This window comes from Paenibacillus sp. Z3-2 (genome assembly GCF_054161325.1).
Genome location: NZ_CP096397.1, coordinates 110707 through 125560 on the forward strand (window position 1 = coordinate 110707; position 14854 = coordinate 125560).

The 14854-nt window shown below is 47.5% G+C and carries 13 protein-coding genes; 10 read left to right on the plus strand and 3 right to left on the minus strand.

Features of this window, described 5'->3' with window-relative positions; genetic code table 11:
* The first annotated feature begins 65 nt into the window (after window positions 1–65).
* On the plus strand, window positions 66–569 hold the full coding sequence (locus M1D71_RS00540; RefSeq protein WP_076217003.1) for a YwhD family protein: 504 nt from the start codon (window positions 66–68) through the stop codon (window positions 567–569).
* A 199-nt stretch (window positions 570–768) separates the two neighbouring features.
* Here M1D71_RS00540 and M1D71_RS00545 read toward each other — a convergent pair whose 3' ends face one another.
* Window positions 769–2847: a transglycosylase domain-containing protein gene (locus M1D71_RS00545; protein WP_458124848.1), complete on the minus strand. Its 2079-nt coding sequence runs from the start codon at window positions 2845–2847 to the stop codon at window positions 769–771.
* 425 nt (window positions 2848–3272) lie between these two features.
* Between M1D71_RS00545 and speE the strand changes: the two genes are divergently transcribed.
* Complete coding sequence (gene speE, locus M1D71_RS00550) at window positions 3273–4100, plus strand: polyamine aminopropyltransferase (protein WP_017691306.1); 828 nt, start codon at window positions 3273–3275, stop codon at window positions 4098–4100.
* A gap of 14 nt (window positions 4101–4114) precedes the next feature.
* On the plus strand, window positions 4115–4984 hold the full coding sequence (gene speB / locus M1D71_RS00555) for an agmatinase (RefSeq protein WP_458124849.1): 870 nt from the start codon (window positions 4115–4117) through the stop codon (window positions 4982–4984).
* A gap of 364 nt (window positions 4985–5348) precedes the next feature.
* Here speB and M1D71_RS00560 read toward each other — a convergent pair whose 3' ends face one another.
* Complete coding sequence (locus M1D71_RS00560) at window positions 5349–5480, minus strand: hypothetical protein (RefSeq protein WP_458124850.1); 132 nt, start codon at window positions 5478–5480, stop codon at window positions 5349–5351.
* A 564-nt stretch (window positions 5481–6044) separates the two neighbouring features.
* Between M1D71_RS00560 and M1D71_RS00565 the strand changes: the two genes are divergently transcribed.
* The 5 genes from M1D71_RS00565 (at window position 6045) to M1D71_RS00585 (ending at window position 10439) form a co-directional block, all read left to right on the plus strand.
* A complete protein-coding gene (locus M1D71_RS00565; RefSeq protein ID WP_458124851.1) occupies window positions 6045–7526 on the plus strand; it encodes an alpha-N-arabinofuranosidase in 1482 nt (493 codons plus the stop codon).
* 3 nt (window positions 7527–7529) lie between these two features.
* Window positions 7530–7796 carry a DUF6171 family protein gene (locus M1D71_RS00570; protein ID WP_458124852.1) on the plus strand — a complete coding sequence of 89 codons (267 nt, stop codon included), beginning with the start codon at window positions 7530–7532 and terminating at the stop codon, window positions 7794–7796.
* Between the two features lie 265 nt (window positions 7797–8061).
* Window positions 8062–8487, plus strand: a complete 426-nt coding sequence (locus tag M1D71_RS00575; protein WP_458124853.1) for a DUF1934 domain-containing protein — start codon at window positions 8062–8064, stop codon at window positions 8485–8487.
* On the plus strand, window positions 8484–10163 hold the full coding sequence (argS, locus tag M1D71_RS00580) for an arginine--tRNA ligase (protein ID WP_458124854.1): 1680 nt from the start codon (window positions 8484–8486) through the stop codon (window positions 10161–10163). The genes M1D71_RS00575 and argS overlap by 4 nt, the downstream gene beginning before the upstream one ends.
* A 93-nt stretch (window positions 10164–10256) precedes the next feature.
* Window positions 10257–10439 (plus strand): hypothetical protein, encoded by a 183-nt coding sequence (locus M1D71_RS00585; protein ID WP_458124855.1) that lies wholly within the window; start codon window positions 10257–10259, stop codon window positions 10437–10439.
* Between the two features lie 5 nt (window positions 10440–10444).
* On the opposite strand, the gene M1D71_RS00590 is transcribed toward M1D71_RS00585, so the two are convergent.
* Window positions 10445–11599, minus strand: coding sequence for a S8 family peptidase (locus tag M1D71_RS00590; protein WP_458124856.1), 1155 nt, complete (start codon window positions 11597–11599; stop codon window positions 10445–10447).
* A 463-nt stretch (window positions 11600–12062) separates the two neighbouring features.
* Between M1D71_RS00590 and rpoE the strand changes: the two genes are divergently transcribed.
* Entirely contained in the window at window positions 12063–12632 is a 570-nt protein-coding gene (gene rpoE / locus M1D71_RS00595) for a DNA-directed RNA polymerase subunit delta (RefSeq protein ID WP_458124857.1), read from the plus strand.
* 454 nt (window positions 12633–13086) lie between these two features.
* Entirely contained in the window at window positions 13087–14691 is a 1605-nt protein-coding gene (locus tag M1D71_RS00600; protein WP_145326611.1) for a CTP synthase, read from the plus strand.
* The last annotated feature ends 163 nt before the right edge of the window (window positions 14692–14854 follow it).

The following is a 14854-nucleotide window of genomic DNA, read 5'->3' on the forward strand; positions in this document are numbered from 1 at the left end:
GTATATGTTTGCAATGGGCCAATTATTAGTTAAAATATTTGTATCAACCCTTGGAGGCTATAAACATGGACCAAAACGAGCAAAACGGCAAAAAACAGATTGCCTTGAATATCGTTAGTGCAAAAAGCAAGCATAAAGGCTTCGGTGCAGGCTCCATTGATCTGAATAACCTTTCCCCGGTCATTATTGATAATGGCGAAGCCAAGATCGATATCGGTGCGATGCATGCGAAGAGCAAAGTGGAACGCAATATCAAGTTCTCTACCAATCGTGAAGATGTGCCCAACGGACGCCAAGTATGGCTGGTGTGGGTAGCTGTCGATCGCACGGAGGAAGGCCAACTGTATGGTGGGGCAACGGCATGTGAGATGTGGATTGATACGGAAGCAAGACGTGGATGGAAACTGCTGGCGGAACATGTGAATCGCATGGATTATGCCTTGAAGCGTCGCTTCATGCTGGATGAGCTTGGACCAGAAGCCCGAGCTGCACTTAAGACACTGCTGATCTCACACAACGAAGAATGGTGGAATGCTTCTCCGGATGTATTGAAGGAAGCACTGGCCTAAGACAGATCATTCAATACAGTATAAAAGCAAAAAAACAAAAGGCCCCTTGACCGGAAAGTTCGGTTCGGGGCCTTTTGCTTGTATGGTAACAGTATTCACCGATCTGAATAATTATGAGTTTTCATCCGAAGTGGAATTTCCAAATGCCCAATATAATCAGGGAGTAGGGATGACGTAATTAAGTCATCTCGTGTTTTCGTCATTCAACCCACCAACGTTTGAAGTCACTCCACCAGGAATGCTTCTCTTCCTGTATGCCTTGTTGATTCTCTACCTGACGGGCTTTCTGGTCCTCCCCTGAATCCGAATCATCTGTCGTGCCATGACATACTTCTGTCGGTTCAGTACCATCAATAAAGACTTCCAGTCGTTTCTCTTCACAACCGTTGCCTGCCAGCTTGCCGGATTCCGGGTCAATGTAGACACTTACAACATGATCAGGCACGGTGAAAATTTTGGGTGGTACGCTCGCAAGTGCCTGCTCTGTAAACTGGGCAAAGATCGGCGCCGCCCGGCGGCCATCCGAAGTCGAGATGGCTTTACCCTGGTCATACCCAACCCATACAGCGGTGGAGAGCTCCGGTGTGAACCCAACCAGCCATGCATCCGTATTGGTCGTCCCTGTTTTCCCGGCTACCGGACGTTTGATCGCAGCAGACACCCGGTTACCCGTTCCCCCATTTTCGAAGACACTTTCCATTAAACGAGTCAGGACATAAGCTGCTGCAGGTTCCACCACGGTCTCAGCTTTGGTCTGCGGAGATTCATAGAGTACACGCCCTGCGGCATCTGTCACTTGCAGAATGGCGACAGGTGGTGTCCGTTGTCCACCAGCAGCAATGACGGAAAAGGCGGATGCCATTTCCAGCGGACTGACAGGTGAGGTTCCCAGGGCAAGGGAAGGCACAGCGCTCAGGTTGCTTGTAATACCGAGGTTTTTCGCCATGTTCACAACCTGCTCAGGACCGATCTGCATAATGGTGTTCACCGCATAGATATTGTCTGAAGCGGCAATCGCCTGCCTAAGGTCAATCTCACCAAGATACTTGTCTCCAAAGTTGCCAGGCTTATAGGTTTTGCGGTCATTGTCATAATGAAAGAGCGTAGGTTCACTGTTAAACATGGATGCACTGGTGAGCTGCTTAGATTCCAGTGCTGCCAGATACATAATGGGTTTAAACGCCGAGCCTGGCTGGCGTGTGGTTGCCAGTACATGGTTAATCTGATTGGCGCGGTAGTTTTTGCCGCCCACCATGGCTTTGATGTAACCCGTGCGAGGGTCGATGGACACGAGAGCCGTCTCCAGCTCGCTTTTGGCATCCATACCTTTTGCTACAGCATCTTCAGCCGCTTTTTGTACACGTAGATCCAGTGTGGTGTAGATATTCAATCCCCCATGATCCAGCATTGCTTCACTGATTCCCAGCTCTTTGATGGCCAGACTTCGAATATAGTCACGGAAATAAGGAGCACTTTCCACCGTTTTACGTTCACTTTCCGGCTTGAACGAAAGCATTTTCTCATAGGCTTTATCCGCCTCGGTCTGGGTGATCTTTCCGATATCCGCCATGGCATTCAGCACAATTTTCTGTCGGTCTTTGGCATTCTTCATATGGTTATAGGGTGAATAGTAGGTAGGCCCTTTCGGGATTCCTGCCAGCATGGCACTCTCTGCGAGATCCAGTTGTTTGGCTGATTTGCCAAAATACATCCGCGAAGCCGCTTCGATTCCGTATGCACCGTGCCCATAATAGATTTCGTTCAGATACATCTTCAAAATTTCATCTTTGCTATATTTCATTTCCAATTGCGCCGTGTACATGGCTTCCTTTGCTTTGCGAGTCCATGTTTTCTCATGAGACAGATACAGGTTACGCGCCAGTTGTTGGGTTAATGTACTCGCACCCTGTGACATCTGCATGTGTTCGAGGTTAACGAGCACAGCCCGTCCCATCCCTTGAACGTCGAACCCGTAGTGATTATAGAATTTGCGATCCTCTACTGCTAAAGTGGCATTGACCAGATCTGGAGCGATATCCTCCAGTTGAACGGGCACAGAGTCTTTGCCGCCTGCCGAGAAGGTAGCGATGACTTCACCCTGACTGTCCAGCAATCTGGAATTCCGGTCAGAGTCTGCAAGGGGCAGGCTGGTTGCGTATAGATAGACCAATCCGGCAGCGGTAGCAAGTATGGCGAGCACGGCGAGCAGAGACAGGTTTTTAAACAATTTCCGTACACGGAACCCGCGTTTGCGGGTCTTTTGGTTTGGCTTGATCATGGAACGGGCTCCTCTCTTTTCTTCCAGTATGGGACTTGATTGGCAGGGATATTCAATCGGGTGCATAAGCGAACAAAATGTAGCATTTTCGCCGGAAAAACCGTTTTGCAGTATAAACGTCAATCGCGTATAATGCAAAAGGGTAATGAAAAGGTAAGATTCGGCACAAGATACTAAAGCGCGTAAGGACGAACAGACGAATGGTCATTGATTCATTGATTCATTGATTTTAGTCAGACGCTCTGCACGCTCTGGTCAATTTAATCTATATAATGAAGAGAGAACCGCGGACCTTTCCCGCAGGCCAGCAATCATAACGCGATATGGCTCCGAACGCTGGACGTGCTTGGGCGAACCGATTATAGTGCACGGCACTTGGGTCGGGTATGGCTGATCATTAACTTTACGGAAAGAAGGTAGAGATTATGGAATTGTGGTTTACGGAGAAACAGACCCCGGTATTCGGGATCACCGCGAAGATTAAACAGACCTATGTCACAGAGAAAACAGATTTTCAAGATTTGGCCATGGTAGAGACCGAGGAATTCGGCAACATGTTGCTTCTTGATGGCATGGTGATGACTACCGTAAAAGACGAGTTCGTATATCACGAAATGGCGGCACATCCTGCGCTAAACACTCACCCGAATCCAAAAAAAGTTCTGGTTGTCGGTGGCGGCGATGGCGGAGTCATTCGTGAAGTCATTAAGCATGCTGCTGTAGAAAAAGCAGTTCTCGTCGAAATTGACGGTAAAGTTATTGAATACTCCAAAAAATATTTGCCTGAAATCGCCGGCAAGTTGGACGAGCCCAATGTTGAAGTGCTCGTGAACGATGGCTACATGCATATTATTGAACATAAAAATGAATACGATGTGATCATCGTAGACTCCACTGAGCCTGTAGGTCCGGCTGCTCCATTATTTGAGCGCGGTTTCTACCAAGGCATTTACGAAGCACTCAAAGAAGACGGAATCTTCGTTGCCCAAACGGACAACCCTTGGTTCAAGGCGGATCTGATCCAGAAGGTTAACAAAGACGTCAAAGAAATCTTCCCGATCGTACATGTGTACGGCTGTAATATTCCAACCTATCCAAGTGGTTTGTGGACATTCACCATGGGTAGCAAGAAACATGACCCGCTCGAAGTGGATGAGACTCAAATTCCGGAGATGGATACCAAGTATTACTCTCCGCGTCTGCACAAAGCAGCATTTGTACTTCCTAAATTCGTGGAAGATTTAACGAAATAAAGGGGAAATCATTAATGAAACTGGATCAAGCTTATTCAGGAAACGTATTTATTTGCAGCTCTGAGGATTATGAGAACTCCAAGGCGGTTATCTATGGTATGCCGATGGATTACACCGTCAGCTTCCGTCCGGGTTCCCGTTTCGGCCCAACTCATATCCGTCAAGCATCGGTTGGACTTGAAGAGTACAGCCCGTATCTCGACAAAAGCATTGTAGACATGACGTACTTTGACGCTGGGGACCTGCTACTGCCTTTCGGTAACGCGGGACGTAGCCTGGAAGTGATTCATGAATACATCGGCAGTCTGCTGGCTGACGACAAATTTCCAATTGGATTGGGTGGCGAACATTTGGTTACTTGGCCAGTCATTCAACAGATGTACAAGAAATACCCGGATCTTATCCTGATTCATATTGATGCACACGCAGACCTTCGTGAAAACTATGAAGGCGAGCCATTGTCCCACTCCACACCAGTACGTAAAGCAGCGGAGTTGATGGGTGGCAAAAACATCTATCAGTTCGGTATCCGTTCCGGCTCCCGTGAGGAGTTCCAGTATGGTCGCGAGAACATCAACTTCTATCCGTTTGAAGTGGCAGCTCCAATGAAGGAAGCTCTTCCGAAGATGGGCAACCGTCCGGTATATGTGACCATCGACATCGATGTGCTTGATCCATCTGCAGCGCCAGGAACAGGTACAGCAGAAGCGGGCGGCATTACATCCAAAGAACTGCTTGAAGCCATCCACATGATTGCAGGATCTGATGTAAATGTAGTCGGTTGCGATCTGGTTGAAGTAGCACCAATCTATGATCCAACACAACAGACACAGATTGTAGCTGCGAAGATGATCCGTGAAATGCTGCTTGGATTCGTGAAGTAATTACAGAATGATCGAATAAACATAATGCTCTCTGTCTGCGTGGTTTCAAATCTGCGCAGGAGAGAGCATTTTTTTATTGCTAACGTTTATCCGCGTGTCTCAACTATTTCAGCTAAGGAACGACTGGATAATATATCAAAAACTATTCTGCTATGTTATAATGACTACAACAGTATTCAGTAGTATATGAGTTGATATATTACACTCGTGAAGTATATGGTGATCGGGTTCGACCATATACTAAAAAAAGAGCCCTTACCGCGCCAACGGTAAAGACTCTTAGGACCGAAAGGCTGTGGATTGCCACGGCGCGCATGAACTAAATAATGCTATTCAAGCGAAACCCACCGTCAGGCTTCCGACCTTATGAGGTGGGTTTTCGCTTGCTACGAAACTTTTTGCGTAACCAACGGTAAAGCTTTCGCCCACTCAGTACAATACTGAGGATCGCAGCAATCCATCGGATCACATCAAGCAACGCCCCAAGTTTGACCATCGACGTCACCCCCTCTAGGGAAGCTGCACCGTGATCAGAAAACATCCACCGTTATTCAAAAGTCCATAACATTAATTATAGCACGTATGTTCCTATGCCTCTACCATTTATTGCTTGTGTTAGTATAGGCTCACACATGCAGATATTCTGCTGTGGGATGATCCTATCTTAATATTATGCCTATTCTTAAGGATCAGTTTGTTATCATTGGTATCCAGACATTTCCGATTTAACCTAGAGCTCACAACGTTTAGTGAGAATCACTCTTACCGATATTGATTTTCTTAATGATACGACTGGATGAGCGTGGACACAAAAAATATTGTTACCCTCAGAACAGGGTTAAGTGATCTGTTATTCTGAAATAACAACCAGACAAATCCAAATTAGAAATGTATAAAATTCAATTTGGCATGTCTCTGCATGAGTTTGTATAACAAATAAGCCTCTTCCTGATCAACTACACAGGAAGGGGCTTATTTGCGTGGAAATAATAACGGTTGAAACCTGCTCCAAAACAAGTTATTGTAAGCGATAACAATACATTTATTGGAGGTTGAAATTATGGTTGATGTTATTCTAAAGGCTGATTCAGATCAAGGATTAATAAATCGCAATATATATGGTCACTTTTCCGAACACTTGGGACGTTGTATATATGAGGGCTTGTGGGTAGGAGAAAATTCACCTATTCCGAATACGGATGGGATCCGAAATGATGTATTGACTGCCTTGCAGAAGCTTAATATTCCAGTTCTTCGCTGGCCAGGTGGTTGTTTTGCCGATGAATATCACTGGAAAGATGGCGTGGGCCCGAAGAGTGAGCGTGCTCGTATGATCAATACGCATTGGGGCGGTGTGGAAGAAAATAATCACTTTGGTACACATGAATTCTTGAGACTGTGTGAGCTGCTCGGTACGGAGCCGTATATCAGCGGTAACCTGGGTAGTGGTACGGTCCAGGAGATGCAGGAATGGGTGGAGTACATCACATTTGACGGCGAATCCCCAATGGCGAACTGGCGTAAGAGCAACGGCCGGGAAGAGCCGTGGAAACTGAAGTATTTTGGCGTAGGGAATGAGAACTGGGGATGTGGCGGGAATATGCGCCCTGAATATTATGCGGATGAATATCGCCGGTATGCTACATACGTACGTAACTATTCCGGGAACGAGATCTATAAGATCGCTTGTGGACCCAACGAAGGCAACTATGAATGGATGGAAGTGCTGATGCGGGAGGCTGCTCGCTTTATGGACGGAATCAGTCTTCATTATTACACCATCCCTACAGGAGAGTGGAATGATAAAGGTGCAGCCACAGGATTCGGAGAGGTTGAGTGGTTCACCACCTTGAAGAAAACGTTATATATGGATGAATTGCTGGTGAAGCACTCCGAGATTATGGACAAATATGATCCAGAGGGCAGAGTCGGCATTATTGTGGACGAATGGGGCACGTGGTATAACGTTGAGCCGGGAACCAATCCAGGATTCCTTTATCAACAGAATACGATGCGGGATGCTGTGCTTGCAGGCGTTAATCTGAATATTTTTAATCAACATAATAAACGGGTACACATGGCAAATCTTGCGCAGATCGTCAATGTGCTTCAATCGCTTGTGCTCACAGAAGGGGACAAAATGCTCCTGACACCTACGTATCATGTATTTGATATGTATCAGGTGCATATGGATGCGCAGCGACTGGATCTGAATTATGAAAGCCCGGGATACACATTCGGGGAAGAGACTATTCCACAGCTCAGCTTATCAGCCTCCCGTAACAAGGATGGGGTCATCCATGTGACAGCTTGTAATCTGAGCCACACGGATGAGTTGGAAGTCGTATGCCAGCTGGAAGCAGCTCAAGTGGCTAAAGTATCCGGGCAGATTCTGCATCATACTGATTTTGGTGCATTCAATACCTTTGAACAACCAAGTCACGTTCAGCCTGTGACGTGGGATGGAATCACACTGGAGAATAACACACTGCGTTTTGTCCTTCCACCAGCATCGGTTGGGGTGCTCGCTGTAGAGGGTTAATGCATGAAAAGGCAGGAACCTTGCAAGGGGTGCAATGAACAGTATGATGTGAAGGTTAGCGACGCCAAAATGGCCAGACTTGTGGAGATTGCCTCACGTTCGCGTCCGACGGTGCAGGATGAGGAATATGAGCGTCGACTATCCATCTGCTCCGCTTGCCCGGGATTGCAATATGGCACAACCTGCAGGCATTGTGGTTGTCTCGTACAGGTGCGAGCGAAACTGAGTGAGTCGACATGTCCTTTTCCTTATGAATCGCAATGGGCCTGATCTGATGAACGAATCTCATTATAATGAAGCAAAAGGGAGTTGCACTTTACAGGTGTGGCTCTTCTTTTTTTGGCTTCATGAGGAAAAACTCTGAATTTGGATTTGAATTGAGCGAGGGAACTGGATATAGTTATACAGTAGAGTGTAGGATAGCGAGCTATCCGGGAATATGAGCGCGTATAGCGACACAACAATACAGGAAGGGCTGTTCTCACCGGCCGTGCCTGATTTTGCGTCGCCTCGAATATAATGGAGGTTAACATTCATGTCGAACATGCGACCGGTACACATCCGGCTGCACAGCCGTTATGAAGGTGAAGATGTGCTGCAGGAAATGCAGGGTGAAGCCGTGTTAAAAGGGTCCGTTCTTTATGTTCGTTATGAAGAACCGCAGGTTGGACCTGAGGGAGGTACAACCCGTACAACATTGAAGCTGGGCGGACAATCCATCAAGATTATACGTCATGGTGAGGTGGAATCGGAGCAGACTTTTGAATTGAATCGGAAGCTTCCTGGTTTCTATCGATCACCATACATGTCGTTTGCCCTGTCCACGCATACACAGAAGCTGGAACTTTCCATTCAGGGATTGAGCGCACGCGCAGCGTGGAGCTACGACTTTTACCGCTTTGATGAAGAATCCGGAAATTTCGCGATTAGTTTGCATATACAGGAGGAACCAATTTCATGACACGTAATCCACTAGATACGATTAACGAACGGGTAAGCACGGCCATCGGCAATGCCATTGTGGCAGCCGGAATTGTTACGCAGGAAGAATTGCCAGCCATCACATTGGAAGTACCACGTGAGAAGACACACGGGGACTTGGCGACCAATGCTGCTATGCAGCTGACCAAGATTGCCAAGCGCAATCCCCGTCAGATTGCTGAAGAGATTATTACCAATCTAAATCTGGCTGAAGCAGGAATTGAGAAAGCTGAGATTGCTGGTCCGGGATTCATTAACTTCAAATTGGACAAGAGTTACCTTTACCCGGTACTTGAGCTTGTGCAGGAACAGGGTGAAGATTACGGAAGAATTACAATCGGAGAAGGACGCAAAGTCGAGATGGAATTCGTCAGTGCCAACCCGACAGGCAGTTTGCATCTGGGTCATGCCCGTGGAGCAGCTGTAGGTGATGCACTATGTAACATCCTCGATTATGCAGGATATGATGTAACCCGTGAGTACTACATTAATGACGCAGGTAATCAGGTGTTTAATCTGGCTCGATCCATTGAAGCTCGTTATCTGCAAGAGCTGGGTCAGGATGCTGAGATGCCAGAAGACGGTTATCACGGTGAAGATATTAAAGGATTCGCCAAGCAGCTTGTTGCTGAAAAGGGTGAAGAATTGTTGTCTATACATCCCGGTGACCGTGCGGCTTATTTCCGTGACTTTGGCCTGGAGAAGGAATTGGACAAGATCAAACGTGACTTGAATCGCTTCCGTGTTAATTTTGACATCTGGTTCAGCGAAACTTCCCTGTATGACAATGGAGAAGTGCTTCGAGTGCTTGATGAATTGCGTGACCGCAATGAGATCTATGAGCAAGATGGAGCAACTTGGCTGAAAACGATGCAGTACGGTGACGACAAAGAACGTGTATTGATCAAGAACGATGGCACGTATACTTATCTGACGCCGGACATTGCTTATCACCGTGACAAATATGCGCGTGGATACGACACAATGATCAACATCTGGGGTGCGGATCACCACGGATATATTCCACGGATGAAGGCCGCCATGCAAGCACTGGGCAATGACCCTGATAAACTGGTGGTCTTGATTGCACAGATGGTGAGCTTGTTCCAGAACGGTGAAAAAGTGAAGATGTCCAAGCGTACGGGTAAAGCTGTAACGATGGAAGACCTGATGGATGAAGTCGGCATTGATGCCATCCGTTACTTCTTCACAATGCGCAGCATGGACTCCCATCTGGACTTTGACATGGACCTTGCTATTTCGACATCCAATGAGAATCCGGTATTCTACGTACAATATGCGCATGCACGTGTATGCAGTGTATATCGTCAGGCTGAAGAACAGGGTATTGAGCTGCTGCCACTGGCACAGATCGACCTGTCCAAGCTGACAACAGACCACGAGTATGACCTTCTCCGCAAAATGGGAGAGCTGCCTGAAGAAATCTCGGCAGCGGCAACAGGATATGCGCCTCACCGCATCATCCGTTACGTATACGAGCTGGCATCCCTGTTCCACAGCTACTACCGTGCAGAACGCGTTATTACGGAAGACGCGCAGCAAACTCAGGCGCGTCTGGCGCTGATCGGTGCTGTGCGTACCGTTATCGCAACAGCGCTTCGTCTGGTAGGCGTAACCGCTCCAGACAAAATGTAAATCCAGGCCCGCGGCACATCGCCGCTCTGCCTAAGGCAAAAAAGTCTCCATGCTCACGTTGCGTAATCAACGTGGTACATGGAGACTTTTTTTGTGTACTCGTGGCTGAGGAAATCAGCCTGCCTGCGAGTACACAAGCCTGCCCTGCTCTGCCATCGCAGCGGGCGCAACCTAGAGGCTCAGCCGGCTACGCAATATCCACTCGCGCGTGTACTTTCTGGCCGAGAGACTGCGTTCGCCCAGCTTCAAGCGATTCCTGCTGACAGCTGGGCATAGCAGGATTACTCCCCGCCCTCCTGCATTAGCCGCAGGGCGTCAATCTCACCACCGCGTACCTTGCTTTTCGCGGTGGTGGTCTTGCGGGCGCGTAGCGGGATCGTAGCACGTTTCACGAGTGTCTTAATTTCACTGGGGGATAGTCCGGGATGCTTCGCAAGCAGCAAGGCGATTGCACCGCTCACATGGGATGTCGCCATGGATGTGCCGCTCATCTCGTGATGCTTGCCTTGTACCCAGGAGGATACGATTTTATCACCGGGTGCATAGACATCCACGTATGCGCCCCGATTGCTGAAGGACGCAATACGTCTGTTTTTGTCGGTTGCCCCAACGGATATGGTCTGCGGATACCTTGCCGGATAATCAATACTGCGGCGTTTGCCGTCATTTCCTGACGAAGCAACAATGACGATGCCGGCATGATATGCACGATTGACCACGTCAAGAAGTGCCTTGCTGCGTGTTTTCATGCCAAAGCTCATATTGATGATATCGACCTTGTTGCGTACACACCAGTCGATGCCAAGCACAATGTCGGATACATAAGCTGATCCGTTGTGGTCAAATGCCTTCACCGGATAGATCAGGGAGCGTGGAGCTACACCAATCATGCCTGCGGTGCTGTTGGCTGCAGCGATAGTCCCTGCAATGTGGGTACCGTGTCCATTGTCATCATGGGGAAGCAGGCTGCGGTTTAACAGGTTGATTCCGCGTGCCAGGGAATAACGAAGATCAGGGTGGTGATAATCAGCACCCGTATCAATCACACCGATTTTAATCCGGTGTCCTGTAGACACAGACCATACTTTGGGTGCCCGAATCTGCTTCACTCCCCAGGGTATGCCTTGGGCATTGCTCGGTTTGCTGTGAAGTGCGGTGGCGTGAAGTGAGATGGGTACGTCTGCTTCAATCGTAATCTCATCCCCATAACGGTACAGATCCTCCGGGCGTTGCGCTGGAGCGATAATGGAACGAGCCAGTCGCGAGGAGCGGACAGCTTCAAGGTCAGTGAATTCATTCCGCATTCGAGACAATTCTACGAGACAGGCCTCATACTGCTGCGGTTTGGCAAATCGGATCAAATATCGCCCTCCCTGTTCTGGTTCAGGGCGTCGCATTCCGTTAATCAATTGATGCAATAAACCAGTATAGTCCATAATGGGCAGCCCCCTTCGGGATGAACATGCTGAGGTATTCTATGAATGCGCTCATCCCGCCGCATGGGGAACTTGCCCTTTTTTTACAAAAACACATTCTCTTCGTGTCAAAACGGGCGCAGGGACATATGATGGATGGAGAGCTAGAGGGCTCTTGCGGGGAACCTGGTGAGGAGCAATCCTTAAAGGGTATACAGTCAGAAGGCGGAGGGGACTCCGTCTTTTTTATTATGGAGTTGTCTCGTTAACAAAAGAGGGTATACCTATGAGTTCGATGTCACTTCACGTTGAATTATATGGATAGAGTGGACCTGCTCTCCGCATTTGCTTCACATCCATACATAAAAACTTGCTTTTTAACGCTAAATAGGTTTTACTTAGGTTTGTTAATGGATATGTTATACGTAACAGTCCAGTTCGTAGGGGTTAAAAAGTGAATTTTGTGTGAGAGGAAGTGTCTGCAGTGAGTACCTCGCTCAACCTGAAAATTGATAAAGAAAAGGTAAAAGAGATCCCTTTGGTGGACCTTGCCTTTATGGTGCTGAAAGCGGCTAATACGCCGTATTACTATCGTGACTTGATGAACGAGGTAGCGAAGCAGCGCGGAATGACTGATGAAGAAATCAACGAGTTTATCGCCCAGCTATATACCGAGATTAATATCGATGGCCGTTTTGCTTGCGTCGGTACGAGTCTGTGGGGCTTGAAGCGCTGGTATCCGGTAGCCGGAACAGAAGATTCCATGACGGGTGCGAAGCGTCCGCGTATCATCAACGATGAAGACGATGATCTGGAAGATGAAGACTTCGGTGAAGAAGAAGACAGCTATAACAGCGACGGAGACTTCGACAGCACGGATAAAGACGAAGAAGAAGACGAAGAAGATGAAGACGAAGACGACATCTTTGATGAAGAAGACAGCGAAGAAGAAGTGCTGGTCGAAGATGACGATCTGGAAGATGAAGACCTCGAAGAAGACGAAGAAGAGTCCGAAAACGAGGATGAATTTGACGACGATTCTGATAATCGGTAGTCATTTTTGACGTCTATAATTTACCCGTTTCCCCGGAATAGTCAGCCTTGACAGCGGACGGGGTAACGGGTAAACTATTGCATGGGCTTATGAATGAGCGACAATATATTTATGTTTTTTATAGAAGGTGCCCCGTCCTGCGGGAGTACTTTTTTTTGTATTTTTAGAGGCATAATTTTGCAATATGTTTTCATTTCCGCATGCTCCCGGCCAACATTTCGTGGCCCGTTTTTGTATATCAAAAACACCAAATGGAATGATGGCTACCGGAATGTTTGCACCATTTTTTGCTGTAACACAACGTGTATTTAAACCGTCTTCGCAGAAAGAGCAGTTCGGCAGATGCAGGGAATTTCTGCCATTGCTCTTTTTAACGATGATTACCTGGGAAACAGGTTACGATAACACCATATATCGCCTGAATTTCTGTATTTATATTAGGAGGGTAATAACAGTGACAAAGTATATTTTCGTGACGGGCGGAGTTGTGTCCTCCCTAGGCAAAGGGATTACGGCTGCTTCGCTGGGCAGATTGCTGAAAAACAGAGGGCTTAAGGTAACGATTCAAAAATTTGATCCATACATCAACATCGACCCAGGGACAATGAGTCCTTATCAGCATGGCGAGGTTTTTGTAACGGATGATGGCGCGGAAACGGATCTGGACCTTGGCCACTATGAACGTTTTATTGATATCAATCTCTCCAAAAACAGCAACGTCACGACTGGTAAAGTATACTCCTCCGTCATCAGCAAAGAGCGACGCGGGGAATATCTGGGCGGAACGGTACAAGTTATTCCACACATTACGAACGAGATCAAAGAGCGTGTATTCCGAGCTGGACGTGAAGCGGGTTCGGATGTTGTTATTACGGAAATTGGCGGAACAGTGGGCGACATCGAGAGTTTGCCTTTCCTGGAAGCCATTCGTCAAATCAAGAGTGATGTAGGTCGCGACAATGTGATGTACATCCATGTAACTCTTATTCCTTACATCAAGGCAGCAGGTGAAGTGAAAACAAAACCAACGCAGCATAGTGTTAAGGAACTGCGTAGCATCGGTATTCAACCGAATGTCATTGTGTGCCGTACGGAATATGAATTGTCTAACGACATGAAAGCCAAAATCGCTCTTTTCTGCGACATTGATGAGAATGCTGTAGTTGAATGTCGCGATGCAGACACGTTGTATCAAGTACCTCTGAACCTGCGTGAAGAAGGCTTGGATGAGATTGTAGTAAACCACCTGAAACTGACTACTCCTGCACCGGATATGAGCGAGTGGGAAGGGCTGGTTGACCGGATCAACAAGCTGGAGCATACGGTTGAGATCGCTATTGTTGGTAAATATGTAGCGCTGCATGATGCCTACTTGAGTGTTGTTGAGTCCTTGTCTCATGCAGGATTTGCATCCAATGCAGATGTGAAGATTCGCTGGATTCATTCCGAAGATATCACCGATGAGAATGTAGGCGACCTGTTACATGGCGTCGGCGGCATCTTGGTTCCTGGTGGATTTGGAGACCGGGGTATCGAAGGTAAAGTATCAGCAATCCGTTATGCCCGTGAGAAACAAATTCCGTTCTTCGGTATTTGCCTGGGTATGCAGGTTTCCGTTATTGAATATGCACGTTCCATCGTTGGCTTGAATGGTGCGAACAGCTCCGAGATTAATCCGGCTACGGAATTCCCGGTAATCGATCTGTTGCCTGAGCAAAAAGATATCGAAAATCTGGGTGGCACAATGCGTCTGGGTCTGTATCCTTGTAAGCTTCAGGAAGGATCTTTGGCAATGGCTTGTTATGATGACGAGCTGGTGTATGAGAGACACCGTCACCGGTATGAGTTCAATAATGAATACCGTGAAGCGATCGAAAAAGCAGGACTGGTTATCTCGGGTACATCCCCGGATGGACGTCTGGTTGAGATTGTGGAACTTCCAGGACACCCATGGTTCTTGGCAGTACAATTCCACCCGGAATTCACTTCCCGTCCTAACCGTCCGCAACCATTGTTCCGTGAGTTCGTGAAAGCTTCTCTGGAGAATGCACAGAAATAATACATGGTTTTAGTGTTAATGTAATAGATATTGGGGATGTTCCTGGCAACCATAGCGGATGCCGGAATATCCCTTTTTTTGCGTGAAAAGCAGTTCAAAATGCTTTTTGTCATTTTATGAAGGTAGCAGGATTTTAATGGAAGAGGTAGAATACTTATCATGA